General features: G+C 61.4%; 13 protein-coding genes. 9 read left to right on the top strand and 4 right to left on the bottom strand.

The window, feature by feature from the left end; genetic code table 11:
• The first annotated feature begins 26 nt into the window (after positions 1 to 26).
• The 4 genes from ABWI03_RS31135 to ABWI03_RS31120 are packed head-to-tail and all read left to right on the top strand — an operon-like array spanning position 27 to position 7275.
• Positions 27 to 2522, top strand: coding sequence for an ATP-binding protein (locus ABWI03_RS31135; RefSeq protein ID WP_232509008.1), 2496 nt, complete (start codon positions 27 to 29; stop codon positions 2520 to 2522).
• Positions 2519 to 4867, top strand: coding sequence for a hypothetical protein (locus ABWI03_RS31130; RefSeq protein WP_003944264.1), 2349 nt, complete (start codon positions 2519 to 2521; stop codon positions 4865 to 4867). Before ABWI03_RS31135 ends, ABWI03_RS31130 begins: the two co-directional genes overlap by 4 nt.
• The gene (locus ABWI03_RS31125) at positions 4867 to 6582 is read left to right on the top strand and encodes a peptidoglycan DD-metalloendopeptidase family protein (protein WP_003944272.1); all 1716 of its coding nucleotides are present in this window, start codon (positions 4867 to 4869) and stop codon (positions 6580 to 6582) included. Before ABWI03_RS31130 ends, ABWI03_RS31125 begins: the two co-directional genes overlap by 1 nt.
• Positions 6583 to 6594: 12 nt before the next feature.
• Positions 6595 to 7275, top strand: a complete 681-nt coding sequence (locus tag ABWI03_RS31120; RefSeq protein ID WP_003944203.1) for a hypothetical protein — start codon at positions 6595 to 6597, stop codon at positions 7273 to 7275.
• Positions 7276 to 7517: 242 nt separating this feature from the next.
• On the opposite strand, the gene ABWI03_RS31115 is transcribed toward ABWI03_RS31120, so the two are convergent.
• A complete protein-coding gene (locus tag ABWI03_RS31115) occupies positions 7518 to 7961 on the bottom strand; it encodes a hypothetical protein (protein ID WP_003944270.1) in 444 nt (147 codons plus the stop codon).
• A 72-nt stretch (positions 7962 to 8033) separates the two neighbouring features.
• Positions 8034 to 8402, bottom strand: coding sequence for a hypothetical protein (locus ABWI03_RS31110; protein ID WP_003944208.1), 369 nt, complete (start codon positions 8400 to 8402; stop codon positions 8034 to 8036).
• Between the two features lie 808 nt (positions 8403 to 9210).
• On the opposite strand from ABWI03_RS31110, the gene ABWI03_RS31105 reads away from it, so the two are divergent.
• The 3 genes from ABWI03_RS31105 to ABWI03_RS31095 all read left to right on the top strand — a co-directional run bounded on the left by ABWI03_RS31105 (position 9211) and on the right by ABWI03_RS31095 (position 14683).
• Positions 9211 to 11568, top strand: coding sequence for an FtsK/SpoIIIE domain-containing protein (locus ABWI03_RS31105; RefSeq protein WP_198402576.1), 2358 nt, complete (start codon positions 9211 to 9213; stop codon positions 11566 to 11568).
• 462 nt (positions 11569 to 12030) lie between these two features.
• Positions 12031 to 12888 (top strand): hypothetical protein, encoded by an 858-nt coding sequence (locus ABWI03_RS31100; protein ID WP_003944282.1) that lies wholly within the window; start codon positions 12031 to 12033, stop codon positions 12886 to 12888.
• Positions 12889 to 13027: 139 nt separating this feature from the next.
• On the top strand, positions 13028 to 14683 hold the full coding sequence (locus ABWI03_RS31095; protein WP_003944271.1) for a hypothetical protein: 1656 nt from the start codon (positions 13028 to 13030) through the stop codon (positions 14681 to 14683).
• Between the two features lie 87 nt (positions 14684 to 14770).
• Here the strand turns inward: ABWI03_RS31095 and ABWI03_RS31090 are convergent, their stop codons facing one another.
• Positions 14771 to 15565: a type IV toxin-antitoxin system AbiEi family antitoxin domain-containing protein gene (locus tag ABWI03_RS31090; protein ID WP_003944244.1), complete on the bottom strand. Its 795-nt coding sequence runs from the start codon at positions 15563 to 15565 to the stop codon at positions 14771 to 14773.
• 333 nt (positions 15566 to 15898) lie between these two features.
• Between ABWI03_RS31090 and ABWI03_RS31085 the strand changes: the two genes are divergently transcribed.
• The gene (locus tag ABWI03_RS31085) at positions 15899 to 16177 is read left to right on the top strand and encodes a hypothetical protein (protein ID WP_232509007.1); all 279 of its coding nucleotides are present in this window, start codon (positions 15899 to 15901) and stop codon (positions 16175 to 16177) included.
• A gap of 66 nt (positions 16178 to 16243) precedes the next feature.
• Here ABWI03_RS31085 and ABWI03_RS31080 read toward each other — a convergent pair whose 3' ends face one another.
• Positions 16244 to 16708, bottom strand: a complete 465-nt coding sequence (locus ABWI03_RS31080; RefSeq protein ID WP_003944268.1) for a helix-turn-helix domain-containing protein — start codon at positions 16706 to 16708, stop codon at positions 16244 to 16246.
• Positions 16709 to 17151: 443 nt separating this feature from the next.
• Here ABWI03_RS31080 and ABWI03_RS31075 point away from each other — a divergent pair, with 443 nt between their 5' ends.
• Entirely contained in the window at positions 17152 to 18423 is a 1272-nt protein-coding gene (locus tag ABWI03_RS31075) for a hypothetical protein (RefSeq protein ID WP_232509006.1), read from the top strand.
• Positions 18424 to 18514 lie beyond the last annotated feature (91 nt).

The following is an 18514-nucleotide window of genomic DNA, read 5'->3' as shown; positions in this document are numbered from 1 at the left end:
CCGCAATGGAACAGCCAACTCTGTCGATGGCAGCAAATATCCGGTGGACGAAATCCGGTGTCGTGTGGGCCGACTACGTACTGAGCGGGATGGACTACGGCTACCGACCCAACGTCGACAAGCGCACCGCCCGGACTCTGCACACGATGCTGGTGCGCGCGCTGCCCGGCGAGTCGATGTTGATGGGCATCGCGTCGTCGCTGAGTGCGGAAGCGGTCGTGGCGAGGATGACCGAGGGCGTTGATCTCGATGTCCACACAGACTGGGCGATCGAATGCGAGGCGACCCTCGACTCCATCGAGCTCTATCGCCCCGGCCAACGAGTGTTCTATCTGAGCATCCCTTTGACAACGACAGGACTCGCCGGACAAGCAAAAGCCGCCACGCACGCGGCATGGTCGTCGCTGTCGGACTTCATCGGACTCCCTCGAACTTCCGTCCCCGAAGACGAGGTACGGGCGCGAATTCGTCAGGCGGATCTCATCATCGCCGACATCCCCGCAGTCTTCGGGGCTCGGCCGGCAACGCCAGCGCAGATGGTTTGGCTCTGGCAGCACTCCATGAGCCGCGGCCTCCATGTCGATCGAGACATGCCTGGCGCCGCGTCCACGCCTTCCCCGAAATCGGGAGCGGCTCTTGCCCCAGCACGACTCGACGAAGGCGCGCAATCAGATCGTGATGAGCCCACGACTTGGTGGCGTCCGAAGGTCCCCACATTCAGTCGAGTTCTCAAGATCGATCAGCCCTACGACATCGATGATCGACCCGCGTCGTACCAAGTAATTCTCGCGCTAGCGGACATGCCCTCCGGTGGTGTCCTCTTTCCCGGCTCGGAATTCTTTTCCCTGGCCGACGACTTCGGAGACATCGACGTCGATTTCGTTGCTCGACTCAAGGTGACAGCAGGCGCTGACGTGATGCGCGCGAACAAGCGTGCGCTGGAAAACCTCAAAGAACAGTACGAGCAGCGGGAAGGCGAGCTGGCAGGTGGACAGGGCGCCCTTGATATCGCAGCCTCTGCACTGACCGAGTACAGCTCGCTTCTCGAAACCAACCGTGACGAGGTCGAAGTCGCCTGGACAGCGCTTTTCGCCGTAGGCGCGTCGACCGAAGAGCAGGCCCTCGCTGATGCCCAAACAGTGAAGAAGTCCTTTGAACATCAGGACTACAAGCTGGTCGCGCCGCTCGGTTTTCAAGAGGACCTGTGGTGGGCAATGATTCCCGGCGTTCCGACGTCGAAGATCGTGCGCGAATTCGGGCACATCACCACCTCGACACATTTCGCGGCCTACATGCCGTTCACTCGCAACGATCTGGGCGACAGTTCCGGACCCCTGCTGGCACTCAACATCACGGCAGCCCGGATCGGTGCGGTTTTCAACGACATACTCGGTAAGTCCCTCCGGGACCAGTCCTCTTCGTGGGCTGTCACCGGGGAGCTCGGATCCGGAAAGTCCGTCACCATGAAGGTGATCGCCGGTCACGTCGTCGACTGCGGCGGCCAGGTCATCGGCATCGATCAAAGTGACCTCGGCGAATACGCCAACTGGGCTCGGGCGGTCACTGATGCGGTCATCGTCGATCTGGTCGAACCCGATTACAGCACCGACCCACTGCGGATCTTCCCGCCCAACATCGCGGCGGAGATGACGCAATCGGTGATGCTGGCCTTGCTGCGAATCCAGCCGACATCAACACACGGCAAGGCGCTGGCCAAGGTGCTCGAACCGTCCTATCGCACCAGTCACCCCTACGCAGGGCTGGGCGAGCTCACCGAGCACCTCCTCTCCGACGACTGCCTGATCGCCGGCGCCCACGACCTCGGCGAAGAGATGAACGTCTACGCCCGATTGAGCTATGCCGCAGCGCTCTTCGCGAAGGATCTGCCGGCGTTGCCGATCACCGCACCCGCGATCATCTTCCGAACCCACCGCGTCGAGCTCCCCACCCAGCTGCAGACAGAGAAGCAGCACCTGTACGACAATCTGCCGCTCGAGAAACGATTCGGTCACGCCGTCTACACACTCATCGCGAAGATCGCCCGCGGGCAGTGCTTCGCCGACTCCGATCAGATGGCGCTATTCCTCGTCGACGAAGCCCATCACCTTCTCAATGCCGACGACGGTATCGACATCATCGAAGATTTCGTTCTTCAAGGCCGAAAGTCCTCTGCAGCAGTGGGATTAGGTGATCAGGACTGCGCCTTCGGAACACCGAAACTTCGTGGCCTCATCAAAACCCGATTTGTTCATCGCCACACTGACGAAGGCCTCGCCAAGCGCGCGATCGAGTGGCTGGGCCTGGACCCAGAGAACCGAGACCTGGTCAAAGAGCTCACGGAGCAGACAGCGCCGGTCACAGGCCAGGACGGCTACGTCGAGCCGCATCGCCGAGGCGAGGGCTACATGCGCGACGGCGGGGGAAACGTCGGCCGCATCAAGACACTTCTCCCCGCCACCGAATCGCGCCGTGAAGCCGCACTGACCACCCCGAAAGACAACAAGAAGCTGGTGAAGGCATGACCTCGACCGCGGCGCACCCCCTCGACCAGGACGTTGTCGAGGGCCGTCCCGAAGCCCGCGAGTACTTCAGCGTCCGCGCCGCGGTCACACACTCACTGCGCTGGCTCCTGCACTTCGCCGGCAGGCTCGCCAAAGCCTGGATTCCCGAATCCTGGTTGGTCGTCATCATGTACGCGAGCAAACCGATCTCTCGCTGGCTGTGGTCACGCTGGTGGAGCCGCCTGCTCATTCGGGCGGCCGCCGGATGGCACGCCCTTGGTGCGCTATTGCTGATTTTCGCAACGCCCGCGGCCGCAGACCCCAGCGGAGGAGGAGGTGCATCACCGTTCTTCGCGTGGATGGCACTCAAGGACACGCACGGAATCGACGCCTGGAGCTACTTCCTCTCGATCGACAAGGGCAACGCCTCGATGGGCGGCGGCTGGAGAATGATCTGGGCCTACATCATCACCCTCGAATACGAGATCTTCCGATTCCTGATGGCGACCGCGATCTGGTTCATCACCTACGCGTTGTCCTTCGACTGGATCGAAATGATTCTCACGCCGATCCGCACCATCGCAGACTCCGTCACTTCGATCACCGACCAATTCGCGCTCACCCCACTGATGTTGACGATCGCCGGATTCAGCGTGGCCGTGTGGTTCGTACGCGGCCGCTTCTCCACCGGCATCTACGAACTGCTCATGTCGTGCGTCATCGCGGCCGCGGCCGTCGGATTCCTCGCCAACCCGCTCGACCGTGTCGTCGGGAACGACGGCCTCGTTTTCGCTGCACGCGATGCCGGACTCGAAGTCGCGTCGGGACTGGCCAACGGTGGGAACACCAGCGGCAACGCCGATCAACAGATCGACACCATCAAATCGACCCTCGTAGATACCTTCCTGCGTCAACCCACCCAACTGATCAACTTCGGTGTCGTCCTCGATGCGCCGGACAACAACGGCAAGTGCGTCAAAGAATTCGACGAGGCGTACGCCGCAACCCCGGACGGGCCCGGGGTCATGGACAAGGTGCAAGAGAAGGTCGGTGACATTCTTCCCGGCGCGGGGGCAGCCCTGGACCTGATCAACCCGGACGACAAGCCCGAAGACCGCATCAAAGACGCGATCGCGGCATGCGACGGCGATGACGGTCCGATGAAGCAATACGCCGACAACCCTGGCCCGGGTCAAGCTATGGGCCTGCTCTTCTTGATCTTCGCCGGCACCCTGCTGATGGCCTTCGCGATCTACCTGGCGGGCAGGCTGGTACTCGCGGCCGGGGTGTCGATCGGCAACGCCATCAAATCCATCCCTGGCATCGTCGTCGCCATCGCGCCGTCGATGCGTGGACAGTTTTGGCGCACAATCGCCAACGTCGCGATGGCGCTGCTGCAGATGATGTTTTCCATCGTCTTCCTGGTCGGATACGTGCTCGTCGTCCAAGACCTTTTCGCTTCAGACGAATCGAACCTCATCCGCACCGTCTTCTTCGTCGACATCTTCCTGATCATCGCGCTCCTCCTCTTCCGCCGCGCGATCAAGGGTCTGCAACGGATGTCGGACAGCCTGGCGTCGATTTTGGCGAAGCGCCCCGATGCCGCACCCACATCCATCACCAGATCTACCCCGACGTCGGGCCGCGATATCGCGTTGATGGCTGCACAGGGCCGACAGATCTACCGTGGCGGCAAGGCCACGGTCCAGGGTGCAGGCAAGATCGCGAAGAAGGCGACTACTTCAACCAAAGCCGTTGGCTCAGTAGCTGGCACAGCGACATCGACTGCGGTAACGGGAGGCGTCGCTGCCGCAGTCTGGGCGGGCACGAAAGCAGTCTCTGGAGCGAAGAAGGCCAAGAAGTCGATCGACAATCTCTCCGACCCGGCCACGATGGCCCGTTCACAGTCCTCGGGCTCACGGTCCTCTACGAGCTCACCGAGCCGTGGAACCGGTACGGATAGCGCGGCGGCCGCGGTACGCAGTCGACTTTCGAAGGCGGCTGTTGCAGACAAACCGGGCATCAAGAAGGCGATCGCCACAGCACCGTCGGGGCTTGCTCCGGAGCGCGGACAAGTTCGCAGTTCAGCATCGAAGACCGTTGCACCAGACGGTCGGGCTTTCCGCGAATTCACCACCGATTCCGGCGCACCGCTGTTGTTGCCTACTACTCCTACCCGCGCTCCGAAGGCACCGAAGCCAACCGCCGCGCCTGCACGTCCGCCAGCTGCTCCAGTTGTTCCCGCCGTCAACATTCCCACCGGTTCCGGCTCGAGAACCGCAGGACTGATTGCGGCGGCAGCTCAAGCAGGAGCAGGTAACGCGAGGACCCCGCAGCCGAGCTCGCTGACCCGGCGGCCGCGCTGATGACGCTCCTGGCGGCACCACCGTCCCCTGATTCGGAAAGTTCGTCGAAGAAGTGGTGGTGGATCCTCATCTCCGTGCCGATCGTGTGCATGGTCGTGTTGATGGCGCCGGTTCTCGTCATCTTGTCCCTCACCGGTGAGGACACCACCTGCGGACAGCCGACCGGTACCGACATTCGTGCAGACGGATCCTTGGTAGGTCTGAAACCTGGATCGCTGGCAGTTCCGATGGCCGAAGGTACGTACACGATCAGCTCGCCGTTCGGCATGCGAGAAGGCGGAATGCATGACGGACAGGATTACGCCGCCCCATTGGATACCCCCTTCTACGCCGCAGGCGACGGCGAAGTCGTCGTCGCCGGACCGGCCTCGGGCTACGGACACTGGATCCGCATCCGGCACACCATCGATGGGCAGACCGTCGAATCTCTCTACGGACACATGACCGCAGCAGGAGTGCTCGTCAAAGCCGGCGACAAGGTCACCGCAGGCCAACTCATCGGCAAAGTCGGCAGCGAAGGACAGTCCAGCGGCCCGCACCTGCACTTCGGTATCTACCCAGGACAATGGTCGATGGGCGGTGGAGTGGACCCGGTTCCCTGGCTCAAGCAACGAGGAACCGCCTCCCCGGCAGCAGCCTCCGTCCCCGCTCAGCCCGACGCAGAGTTGGTGGCGAAATCCACCCCCGCCGGCACGGGCGGTCTCAACGCCAGCCAAACAGCGCTGGCGAAACAGGCTGTCGCCATAGGTGAGTCCATGGCCGTTCCTGATCAAGGAATCGTGGTTGCCCTGGCCACCATGAGCCAGGAATCGACCTATCGAATGCTCGCCAGCTCCAACGTGCCCGAGTCGCTGCAATATCCCCACGACGGCGTCGGAAGCGATCACCTCTCGGTCAATCAATACCAACAGCAAGTCGGCATCTGGGGCACCGCGGAAGAGTTGATGAACCCCGTCACGGCGAACGTCAAATTCTTTGACGCGTTGCTCAAAGTTTCGGGCTGGCAAACCATGCCAGTCACCGTCGCCGCCCAAACCGTGCAGGGATCGGCCCACCCTGAGGCATACGCCGACGACGAAACGCTCGCTCGGCAACTAGCTTCGCAGTTCAAAGGTTCAGGCAAAGACCTGACGCCGCAGGAGCTGGCAGACATCGTCAAGGGTGGCGGCGCAACAACGATCATCGATGGCGGCGCCTGCGCGCCTGGAACCTCGAACCCCGGTGGACCCCAGTTCAAGCCCGGGGGGCCATTCGCAGAGAACGTGATCGCTGCGGCCTCCCAATGGATCGGAACAACGTACGCGTGGGGAGGCGGAGATCAGAACGGCCCAACGAAAGGCATCAGTGATGGCGGCGGGGCAGGAGATGCGAACGGCGATTCGAACAAGGTCGGCTTCGACTGCTCAGGCTTGACGTTGTACGCGGTTTACCAAGCATCCGGTGGCCAAATTTTGCTCCCTCACTTCACCGGAAGTCACTCCAATCCCGGCCAGCTGTACGACTCCCGAGGCCAAGACATTCCGTTCGACCAGAAGCGTCCAGGTGACCTGATCTACTTCGGCGCAGGCGGCGACACCCATCACGTCGGCATTTTCTATGGCACCGAAAACGGACAGGACATGTTGCTCAACGCCCCGGAATCGGGGAAAAGCGTCTCGATCATGCCGCTCTCCGGCTGGGCCGGCGAAGAGATGTACGTCAAACGATTCGGATAGGAAACCTTCACCATGATTACTCGCAAACGCTCGCTCGCTCTTGCTGCTCTCACATCTGCCGCATTGGTACTGACAGCGTGCGGAGGAAGCGACGAACCCGAAGATCATGCGGTGGAAACGAGCGCCGAAGCCGACAGCTCGTGGACGGTACCCCCACTCCCCTCGACAGACGTCCTCGCTGAAAGTAGCCAATCCGGCTCGGCGCCGACGACAGTTCCGTCGCCGCCGACCGCCCCTCCAGCCCTGACCACCACTCCGCCTCCAGCGCTCCCCGACACACTGGCCGGAGCCAACGAGAACGACGCGCAGTCGGTCATGCTCGCCGCCGCTCGCACCATGCTCTCCTACGCGCCAGGCAAGGACGTAAACCAATCCGCGGCAGCTCAACGGGCGGCGCCACTCCTCGACGAGAGGTACTACGCCGCGAACGCCGACTCATTCATTGCGCTCGCACCCATCACCGGCAAGCAATGGCAGAACTGGGCAGACGACCATGCGATCGTCATTGCCACAGCGAGTATCGCCGGCGACGAACACCCTGCTGATCAACCCGAAAAAGTTTCCCGCGTTCTAGCAGTGACGCAGACTGCCACCGGACCGGATGGAAAAGAACTGAGCAAAAACACCTTCGCCGTCTACATGAGTGCCATCAAACTCGATGTCTGGCGTGTGAGCGCCGTAGCCGTCCGATGAGCCAGGAGTGGTCGACTCATCTGCCACAGCACAAGCCTGCGCCGTGGCAGATGAGTGGCCACACGAGAAATTCGGCCCGATTCGGAGTCGAAACACCTCAACGACGCTCGTCCGGTGTTATTGCCACAGTCCCGGCGAGGTGCGCTCACGACAATCGCGGACCCAACATCCCCTTTGCAGGAACCTGGCGTTGAGCAGCAAGAACGACCGCTTGGCAACAACGCGCATCGATCGAATTCGGATCACTGACACCTCTTCATGAATCGCCAATCCTTGGTTGGCCTCCAAAAAGGTCGACGCGCTGGACCGAGAAGGTTGGCGGCTTCATTCACTGCGTCGCTCGTGTGATCGGACTCGGTCAGCAGAGCCGTCGATGTCGGACCGTTGCGCCCTCGTCCACTGGAGACCGCAGCGACTTCGGAAACTGTGGGAACTGCCCGCACTCCGCCCGGCTTCATGACAACGACGACGTTGACGACCTCGTGAATGAACTTTTCGATGTCCTCGATTCCGTCGGCACGCACACGAGTGGTCTCTGTGACTGGTAGTGCCGCGAAGTTCGCGGCCATCCGCGATAAGGCCTCGTCGGCAGTCTGCCCCTGAATCGTCGCCAGCGCCCCGCACACATTTTCGGAGACGAACCGAGTAAAGAAATGTCCATCACCAGGCTCGATGATCTCGTCCACGACCAGGTACTCGAGTTGTTGCCGACTCAGCGAGAACTCCCAATCCAGTGATTGAGCGAGCCCTGAGGGAGCTTAGGCAACGACAGCATTGCCTAAGCGGGGAACGAGTTCGTCGAGTCCTTTCCAGCCTCCGCGAGCCACGATGCCGACTCGTGCATCCTCACGGATACCTCTGGCCAAGGCGTTCAACAGGGCATTGCGCCCGCTGCCGATCGGTCCGGCGATGACGACAACTCGGCCCACGGCAACGCAATGCTCTAGAAATGCTGCGGTGCCGTCGCCGAGTACTCCGTCGTCGATCATTCGAGACAGGGTCCACGAGGACAGACTTGGGACTGAGACTTCGATCTGCTTCACTGCAGCGAGCGCCGATGCATAAGTCCCGCCGTGCAGTAGCTGGTGTTCTCGGGCAGCTTTCTTACGAGCCGAATTCGAGACCATGAGTGTGCTCCGATCACTGGGCGCGTTGACGGGTGCCCCGCATGTACCCATCAAGGGGTCAGTGTCGAAAAGCATCCGCGGATCCGGAGGACCTTCCCCAACTTTGTGCCGAAACGACGATGCGGGCGCCTGCTCGAACATGGGTGGGAGTCACGCGAAACGACTCGACACCGAACATATCGCAGACGCCGGACAGGGACAGGCTCGCGACGTTGATTCCCTCATGGGAGGGGCGTGGGTGGCGATCGGGAGAAGACACTTTTGCGGTTGTCTGCCTGGGTGCGACGAGGAGACAAGGGCCGGTTCGGGCCCTCGTTTCCAAGGCCGTAACCAGCTGAACAGCGCGAATTTGATCTAGTTGCCGGGGAGGGAATTTATCCCCTACGCGGAGGGTCGCTCCGATCCATGCTCACTTCGTTGCGCTGTTCGGAGCGTAACCCACGTGTCAAGGGGTGACGGTGTTATTTCGCGATTGGAGTGAGCGCCAGTTGTTGTGCGGGCTCCGCGAAGGGAAGTTGCAGTGGGAGGGCGATGGGATGGCTCCCATGAACCTGTCACTCAGTAATGCATCGGATACAAGGCACTGCCGGATGCGTCGGTAGAAGGTCTGGCATGAGTGAAAGTCCAGAGACATTTTTCTCTGAAGATTTTTCGCCGCGATGTCACTCAGGTCCGGTCGGCGGGATCTTCCTATGAGTAGAAGGACCATCCGAGGCAGCTGCGCGAGCGCGCGGTTGACCGACCACAGGAGGAGCGCCATGCAGATGCAGACCGGAATCGATCGCCGCCAGGTGATCGGGGGTCGGCGATGACGAGTCCCGCGCAGGAAAAGGCCCCCGCCCGATTCGCTCGTTCCCCACGCATTAGTTCGCTGCCGGCACGGTCGCATAACTGGGTTCGCGACAGCTTCTGCCTCGGAAGCGCAGCAGTGGGTGTCGGCGCCGCAGCCCCGCTGTTCGGGTATGCCGCCTTGTCCATTCCGGCGGCCGCAGGTCTGTCGATAGGCGCGGTCTACACCGGAGTTGTGGGGAAGAGAAAACAACTCCGAGATGTCGACGTCGACGAAGTTGTCGAACGGCTCTGCCCTGTCATGGGACTCCCTGAAGCGACGCGGGCGGTGTTGTCGGTATCGAAGTGGAGCGGAGGGACACCGGGCGTGCCGGGAAAACTCACTGTCTATTACCAGTCGGCGCAACCGCTCAACGACGACACATGGGTCGACGACATCTGCGAGGTTTTCGAAGACCAAGGGTGGGGATTCTTCGCCCTCGCAGAACACGACCGCAACCGTCGGCGATTGATCTTCACACCCGCGGCGGAACCGGAACGAGAGCCCTCCGACAGTGAAGCGGTGGCGCGTGCAAAACGCTACGTCGGGCAACTGCTGGGACCGACCGCAACGGTCACCGCGATCGATGTCGATGCCAAGACAGGTGAAGTCACCTCCATGAAGGTGCGGCACGAAATCGGATCGAAGCTCGTCTCGGACGGCTATCGAACTCGTGTCGAACGCGCGATCAATGCGATGTTCCCCGGACGCTGGCGAGCAAAGTGGAACCATCACACGGACGAGGTCACGTTCGAGCAACGCACCGCGTTCCCCGACAGCATTTGGTTGCCCGCCCCGGACATCGACCCGGAAGTCGATTTGTTGGCCAACTACGACTCCGTCGAGATCCCATACGGTGTCGACGAAGATGGCAACGAAGTGGTGTGGCGCCCCGCGATCGATCCGAATCTGATGCTGGTCGGACCTCCCGGTAGCGGCAAGACAGTGACGGCACACAACCTGTTGGTCAACTTCTCGCGCCGCGGATGGCCGATCTGGGTGCTCGATGGAAAATACGTCGAATTCCTCGGCTTCCAGGACTGGCCCAATGTTCAAGTGGTCGCCACGTCCATCGAACAGCAAGTTGCGATGGTGCACCGGGCACGCGACTTGATGGAGTTCCGCTACGACAAGATCAAAATGGGCGAGGCAACGGAAACGGACTTCGAACCGGTCCTGGTGTTCCTCGACGAGTGGGCGGAATTCCGCGGCAATGTCGAAGATTGGTACTTCTCGGTCAAACCAAAAGGCGGACCGAGGGAACCACCGGTACTCAACATGCTGGCATCGATGGCGCGCAAGGCTCGTACGTCGCGAGTGCATCTGGTCTTCGGCACACAGCGCCCCGATGCGATCTATTTCAAGGGCGATATGCGTGACAACTTCGCGATGCGCATCTCCATGGGGCGGCTCTCACCTCAAGCTGCCGTCATGATGTGGCAGTCGCCGTCGATCGGCACGAGCGTTCCGCGCAAGTGCCGAGGACGCGGTACCACTGTCACGGACACCTATCAGGCGCTCGAAATTCAGTGCTACCGCGTGCCGGACCCGCGGAAGACGCGAGACGGCACTCCCGACGCTGAACTCCTCGACAGACTTCGGCCAGCGGTGACCAGACACCCGCGGTTGCTCATCGTGCCGCCGGAATCTCTGGCAGACATCGACGACTCCGACGAAACGTCAGAACCCGCACCCCTGACCTATTTCGACTACGTCGCCGCTGACTGGGTCCTTGCCAGTGACAGGCCTGACCTCGACCCGGTACTCACACGAGCACGGATGAATGGCGAGACCGATCCCCGGCTCGCATCGCCGACCGCATTGTTGGGTCTGTTGGGGGCGTCCGAAACTCCGAAGAAGCGACAAGCGATGGCGGACTTCGTCGACCTCGACACCTACCGCCGGCCGGCGTTCGCGACAAACGATGCCGCCGATGCGGCGGCGTTTCTCGACAAACTCTCCGATCCCGAATCCCGACCAGAACCGTCGAACGTCGAACAGGCCCGAACCAGACTCACCGTCGTCAAGGCAGCAGTCGACGATACGGCTCCACGCGAGGAACCGGACTATGCATTCGGCAGCGGAAACGAACACGAGGACCAATACGGACCGGTCCAGGATGTTCGCGCCTCTGACGTGGCACTGGGAGATCTGATGTTGATGGAGGACACCGACGAGTGGGTCGTTGTCGACACCGAACCCGAGCCCGACATCATCGAAGACTCGTTGCTCTCGTTGACCTGGCGCAGCGACACCGACGAGATGGGCGATCTTGCGATTCCGGACAGTTCGTACGTCTCGATTCGCAAGCCTGTTCAGGTACCTGAGCTGGCGTGACCTCTGTCGAGCTCGGCCGGCACCCACTGCCGTGCAGCCGAACGGCTGGCATTGATGCGGGCGCGGGCTTGGCTCTGCCCTGCCCTGCGATGCGGTGCGGTGCGGTTGCGTTGTTAAGCGGTGACCGCACCACCTCGACTTGGTCTTGGTATTCGACAAGTACTAACTGCGCTCGGAATTCCCGCGTTCTCGCTTACCGGAAGCCGTAAGACAACGTGTAAACAGCCTGTGCGCAATCGAGCCGCACCCAGGTGGGACGACGAAATTGGGATGTAGGGGCGGTCGCGACGGCCGTGCGGCTTTCTCGGTGTCGTCGTTATCGCGGAAAGTGTCTGTGACTGCCAACGGCGTCCGTGCACGCGGAGCCCTCTGTCGTCTGCTCCAGCATGCATGTCACATGCGGCCGATAGTGTCGAATCGTCGCGCCAACTCAGGCACGACGCGATCACGACGGAGCACAACGTGAGCATCTCCTTTCGCGCTATGCGCGCATTGCGCTGGTTGGCCGACAACGATCCAGCCGTTGCCCTTCCAGTACAGGTCTGCCCATATGACGATGCCCGCTTCGTGTACGACGAACTCGAAAATCTTGAATTGGTCGAAGACACCTACACCCTCGACGGCAGCTACGATTTTCATCTCACCACTGTCGGTAAGATGCGGGCCCGCAACACTGTTGAGTCGTACCGCGAGGAATTCGCACGCCGCCAGGTCCTGTCCTCGATCGCGCGCACCGGACACTTCACTGGCATCGTCGGCGGGCCGGACGGTGAAGACTTCACCGGCGCTCTCACTCATCAGGAAGTCGGATTGGCTCTCGATGACCTTGCGGACCGCAGGCTGATCACGGGACAGCGCAACGCCAATAACGAATTCACCTATGCCGAACTCACCCCGAAAGGCCACCGAGCCTTACGCAGTTCCTTCCCGATCGAGGATGCTGCGATGCCGGTGCCCGTCTCGAACCACGTCACGAACTACTCGGCCGAGAACTACGGAACCATCAGCAGCCAAGTCGTCGGCGGGCAAAACCACACCGTCACCGTCAACAACACCGAAGGCGTCACCATCGAGGAAGCCGTGGAGCTAGTGCGCACGCTTCGCAGCGACATCGCCTCCGCCCCAGCACATCCGAACATCGACCCCAGCGATGTCGAGGACGTTCTCGATGACCTCGATACCGTGATGTCGAAAGGCCTCAAACGCGGCTTGGAATGGTTCCGCACTGCGTGGGCCCCGGTCGCGGCCAACATCGCAACCGTCTACGGGCAAGAACTGGCCGACCGGACCTTCGCTATTGGTTCAGCACTCGTGACCTAACCGCTGCCACACACAGAACTAACCTCGAACATATGTTCTATGCTGAGAACGAAAAAGCGGGGAATAGTCCCGAAGGACTATTCCCCTGCTCAAGATTGCAGCGTTTCGCTTGTCTCGAAGTTTACGTGAAGATATTCCGGTGAGCAAACCTCTCGATCCAGTCACCGTGCATATCATCGCCGCATCGCAGGGTGCGGACGCTGATCCGTATTCCGCGCACATCTTCGTGCGGTTGTTGGACTTCTTTTCCGACACCTCGCCTTGGCAGCGCCGACTCTGGGATACCGGAACGGTTCTGGCATTGCGCGAACTCGACGAAGCGTCTCGTTGGCGCGAGCGGAACGTGCTTTCGACGAGCGCGGTTTCCTGGCTGGCAGACGATATCGAACGTCTCGCCGGCCGCGATCGGGGCGTCGGCGAGAAGGAACTGCGCACGCAGTTGCGAGCCACTCTCCGATCCGGAGTTCCGCACGGAAGCCGCCATCACCGAACACTGGCTCAGCTGACGGATCTGGTGCAGGACGGTTACATCGCGCGTTGGGCTGTGGCGGTGCAGGGATCCTCGCGGCCCTCGCCAGAGCGGTTAGCCCGGGCCGTTGCCTCGCATCTCCTCGACTGCGGATACAGCATGGGTTTTCTGCATCGTTGGGTCTCCGGGCATGTGTACGGCGGTCATTCCCTGGCCGAGTTGCTCGATTCTGCGGGAGCGTTGGCCCACGGCAGTGCCCACTCGTTCGAGGTAATGGTCCCATTCATCGCGCTGCCCAAGATGGAGTTGGCGCAGGATCTGCCGCAGTGGCGCACCGCTGGGCAGGTGAACGAGTGGATTCAGGACAAGACGAAGTCTCCAGGAGGCATCCTCACGTGCGGAGGCTTCCTCTACACAGTGGAGACCCGAGACACCTTCGGCGCAGCCGACGCTGTCGCCGAGACCGTCGATCGGCTGATTGCGCGTAGCGGCTACACCCGCAAACGGACCCGCGGCCACAAGATCCCGCTGCCGCTGGGCACAGTCTGGGTCAGCAGCGGCACGGACACTGAAAAGATCGAACTGCGCCGCGAACACGGGCGTGGGGCGTTCGTGCTGTCCCTACAGGCCGAGCGTCGGGTATACGACGTTGCTGAGCCGACAGCTCTCGACGACGCACTCGAACTTGCCGCATCGCTGAACTTCGGATCCCCCGGCCCTGCCATCTCCGGGGGATGGGCGGCCATCGAGGCCTTGCTGATCTCATCCGCCGACGGTGACGACACCCGAGACCGGGGCTCCGTCGCTGCCGATCGTATGGCCGCATTGGTGGCATGTTCATGGCCTCGTGGTGAATTGACCTCCTTGGCTCACCGCCATGACCCGGAAGAACCGGACCGGCTTGCGCTGGCACTTGCCTCTGCCGCCTCCAATCGGGAGAGGGCTCTATTGGTAGCGGAATCCCTCAAATCTGGTCGGTCGCTGGCATTGACACGGCCGACGGATATCGCCGCCCAGGAACGCATGAACCAGGTCGTGAAAGATCCTCGCCGCACCCTCAACGACGTCTCCAAACACATCACCACCGCGATGCGGCGCCTCTATCGACAGAGAAACCTGCTGATGCACGGCGGTTCGACTAACTCTGTTGCACTGCAAGCAACATTGCGGACGGCCGCCCCACTTGTCGGAGCGGGGCTCGACCGCATCACCCACGCCGCTCTGACCGACGGCATCGGCGCATTATCCTTGGCGTCGCGCGCAGGTCTGAATCTCAAACTCGTCGGTGGGACGGACGGGCGACACGTGGCAGACCTCCTCGAGTAACCTCCTCGCGCCACGTGCCGCAGCAATGTCGACGGTCTGACAGCGCCGCGCTATGAAGTGCTTTTGACGTCTAATAATGTTGTGACACTATAGAATTCCTTGTTTCCGTAGTGCACGAATCGCGGCAGGTAGAGCAGGATCACGCAGAATATTCAGGACACCGTGCCTGTGCGCGTCCTCGCCGGTGGTGGCGGCTTTCTCTTGCAGTGCCTCGGTCGGTATGGCCATCAGGTTCGAGGCGGCGACGTCGTCGATGAGGGCGGCGACGAACCCCGCTCCGTCGCCGAGGGGGGCGCCGTAGAGGTGCGCGAATGGGCGCAGTTCGGACTCCAGTTGTTCTCGCGAGACCTGGTCGGTGCGCAGTGCATCCCACACCACTCCCGCGAGGTGTCCACCGTCTGTGCGAGAGGAAGCGAGGTCAACGATCGTCCTTGCTGTCGTCGTGACCGGCAGGCCGTCGAGTAGGGACCAGTCCGTAGGGTCCAGCGCGGCGACGTGGAAACGGACTCCGTCGCTGCGTGTATTGCGCCGCCGCGGGACGGTGAATTCTGCAATGTCGGCATCGATGTCACCGAGTTCTCTCAAGTCGGCGGCCGTTCGATGAGAGGCGACCCCGCGGGGATCGGCACTGTTGATGCGCTCTGCTGCCGAGCGTGTCGGGTCGAGTGCAAGCCATTGGGCGCGTACGTGATCGGTGAGGTGAATCGGCGTCCCTGTCAGCCGGTACACGCCATGCCTGATGCGGGTGAGGATGAATCGGTCTGCCAGCCGCTTGAGGTGTTGCGCACTTACGCCGGACTCGGCGGCTTGGGCTGAGGTGAACATGCCCCACTGTTCTTGGGCGAGGTCTGCCAGTGCCAGGAGCCGATCATCACCTTTCATGCATCAATAATATCGCTCTAAGTGTAATTTTTGACGACCTATCATTGAGTTTTGGTGACAGTTGCTGCACGTGTGGCCGATAGTCGAACGCAAAAAACGCGGCAGGACGTATCGACGCCTCGCGTCCGTCACGTGCGACACCCAGGTTCCGAAAATAGTTTGCCCACGCGTGTCACACAGGACGCCTCCACCGGATCTTCCTACTCGTAGAAGCCCAATTCCGGCGACACGAGGAGATCGGTCATGTTCGACAGTCAGTCAGAACCCCAGCGGACCACCCCGAATACGGCGAACTCAGCAGGACTCTCTGACGCGGATCAAATGTCCCTGCTGATGGCAGCCCCACTGATCTTCGGTGTCGTCGTCGGAGCCCTTCCTTCCATGTCGGCCAGGGCCACAGCCTGGCTCCTCGAACACAACATGATCATCGCCGCATCGGAATCGCCCTTGCTGGCCCTTCCAGGCGCGGAAGGTGCTGGCCTCGATATTCGCCGGCTCATCGTCGTTGTCGCAGTCCTTGCGGTAGCGATCGCTCTGGCGATCAGCGGACTACGCCAGGCAGTGGATCGTCGACGGCAGCAGCGGCTGCGAATGGGCGATCAGGTGAAATAGCAAATGCGGCACAATATTTCGGTAAGAGTGGCGACCTTCGAAGTAATTTTCGAAGCGTGTGCGGCACTACGCCGGGGTTCCTGGCGGTCTGTTCTTCGCATTTGCATACGCACGTTCAAATCCCGCTCTTGTGGTGTTCAGCGACTGAATCAGTGCATCGATACGCGTCGGTTCGAGGGCGGCCAGACGCACTTCGGCACGCTCCAGAGCGCCGATTGCTGTGGTGCTGATACCGGTGGCTTTGCCCAGTTGAGGCTGCGTGATTCCCGCGATGTTCCGAAGGTCGGCAAGCGTCCGATCTTTCTCGGGGATGGGGATCAGGGTTTCCATGGGCACTTCCAGTGCTGCGGCGACGCGAGCGAGAGTGTCGACCTGCGGTGTTCCTCGCCCGGCTTCCCAGTTGCCGAGTGCGCTGAGGCTGACCGATGCAATCCGCGCGAGATCGCTCCGGGTGAGCTTGCGGAGCGTCCTTGCTCGGATCAACGCGGCTGGGTCGAAACCTTTGAGAATTCGTCGCGTCACGGTCGTCATGGAATCAGCATAGTTGCATACCGTCACAGCATGCGGGCATACTGTGGCAAGATAAACGAACATTGCCTGATTGCTCGCGTGCTACCAGCGAATTTCCGAAGCGCACCACGGTTCCCACGAACCAGCGGTCTGACCAGCCGCCAGACGGAAAAGAGTCTTCGATGACCACCAGCACCGCCGCACCACAGCGCACGTCCGAAATTCCCAGCAGCCGACGCGACTGCCGCTCCCCTGCACGCCAAGCGTCGGTAGCTAGACTGAAAACAGCCGGAATCCCCGCCCGGTCTACTACACCCAGTCGCGACGACGGGTGGTTCCAGACATCGCGACAATCGGGTTCAGGGGGACGTGACGGGCAGGCTTGGACACCTGCCCGTCACGTCGATACATCAGTCGACCTCGCAAACGTTCGCTACCACCTCAATGCTCTGATGTGCGCGGGAATGACAACCGAGCTGATCGCTCAACTCGCAACACTGCCCATCGCAACCATCCGGGCGTTGCGCAAGACGTCCACGACGTCAGCACCCCAACGTGTCGTCGACGCCGTACTTTCCATCACCTTCCACCCCAGCCGCGGCCGCGATCTCACCCCCGCAGTGGGAGCGCACCGGCGCCTACGCGCACTCAATGCAATGGGCTATGGAGACGAACTCTTGGCAGCGCGTCTCGGCGTCGACATCAACGTCGTCACCGGGATGCCGACCAAGAGCCTCATCCCAAGTGGCCTATGGAAGGCGATCGACAGCATCTACGACGAGCTGTCCATGCGCCCGGGCCCGGACGCCGAAATTCGTGAACAATCCCGCGCCGCCGGCGTCGTACCGCCACTCGGATGGGATGACGACGAAATCGACAACCCCAAGGCACGGAGTCAGGAACGAGTTCAACCACGCCAGGGAGCGGGAGCTGTTCCCGTTGACGAGGCAGTCGTGATTCGCCGGCTCGGTGGAGAACAGATGCCACTGCGCTTCTGCGAGCGACGCGAGATCGTGCGCATTGCGTTCGAGAAAGGTTGGTCTCCTGCCGAGCTCGCTGCAACGCTTTCCATCAAATATGACTCGGCAGTCACCGAATTGAGCCGCTACCGGCGCGCACTGGCGCGCGATGCAGCTGCCGACAGCGATTCATCGACAGAAGAGAGTGGCCCGCAGGAAACGACCGCTGAAGTCCTCGCTGTTCGTGACGAATCTGACGAACTGCCTCCTGTCGAGGCCCACTCGGGCCAGCAGCTGGAGCCGATCTTGCTCGACGAAGAATCGCCGGAAGAGGCGACATCGAGCGCTCGCGCGACGGTCGTGCTCGACGTGAGGAACGGCCGAGTTCTGTTGCCTGATTCTCTGTCAGGGCATAAGAATGGAGCGACACCGATCCGGCCTGCGTGCCATCTGCCGCGCACTCTGAGTAAGCGGCGCCCCGGAGTAGGAACTGGTGGTCGAATCATTCGCCATCAACCCACTCGAGACATGTTGCGCCCCAATATTACTGGTCGATTGTTCGGAGTTGATCAACATTTCAACGATGCAAAGCAGTGCTCGCAGTCGCTGTCGCCTTCGCCCGCACAGGCATCGCGGCTGCGCGGTCGACCCCTTTCAGGGACCGGCACGAAGGAATTCGTTCACGGCCACGCTGGCGGTCCGCCGCAGCGAAAGGCGGACGGAGGGAATCAACCGCAGGGATACGTGCGCCCGATCGACATCGCTGATAGCGGCTGAAGCGATTCTCGGCAATATTTCCGTTGAAAACTGAAAAGCATGCCAGGACAGTGCATTACGAATAGATCGTTCCTTACATATACAGGTATCT

It is taken from the genome of Rhodococcus baikonurensis (assembly GCF_040489275.1).
Classification (GTDB): domain Bacteria; phylum Actinomycetota; class Actinomycetes; order Mycobacteriales; family Mycobacteriaceae; genus Rhodococcus_F; species Rhodococcus_F baikonurensis.
This window is presented reverse-complemented; position numbering and strand designations above follow the sequence as displayed.

Bases quoted from the DNA above. Each gene is read 5' to 3' on its own strand.
- ABWI03_RS31075 (WP_232509006.1), top strand. From the start codon at position 17,152: ATGACAACCGAGCTGATCGCTCAACTCGCAACACTGCCCATCGCAACC.
- ABWI03_RS31085 (WP_232509007.1), top strand. From the start codon at position 15,899: ATGGCAGCCCCACTGATCTTCGGTGTCGTCGTCGGAGCCCTTCCTTCC.
- ABWI03_RS31130 (WP_003944264.1), top strand. From the start codon at position 2,519: ATGACCTCGACCGCGGCGCACCCCCTCGACCAGGACGTTGTCGAGGGC.
- ABWI03_RS31125 (WP_003944272.1), top strand. From the start codon at position 4,867: ATGACGCTCCTGGCGGCACCACCGTCCCCTGATTCGGAAAGTTCGTCG.
- ABWI03_RS31110 (WP_003944208.1), bottom strand. From the start codon at position 8,402: ATGGTCTCGAATTCGGCTCGTAAGAAAGCTGCCCGAGAACACCAGCTA.
- ABWI03_RS31120 (WP_003944203.1), top strand. From the start codon at position 6,595: ATGATTACTCGCAAACGCTCGCTCGCTCTTGCTGCTCTCACATCTGCC.
- ABWI03_RS31090 (WP_003944244.1), bottom strand. From the start codon at position 15,565: ATGAAAGGTGATGATCGGCTCCTGGCACTGGCAGACCTCGCCCAAGAA.
- ABWI03_RS31105 (WP_198402576.1), top strand. From the start codon at position 9,211: ATGACGAGTCCCGCGCAGGAAAAGGCCCCCGCCCGATTCGCTCGTTCC.
- ABWI03_RS31080 (WP_003944268.1), bottom strand. From the start codon at position 16,708: ATGACGACCGTGACGCGACGAATTCTCAAAGGTTTCGACCCAGCCGCG.
- ABWI03_RS31135 (WP_232509008.1), top strand. From the start codon at position 27: ATGGCAGCAAATATCCGGTGGACGAAATCCGGTGTCGTGTGGGCCGAC.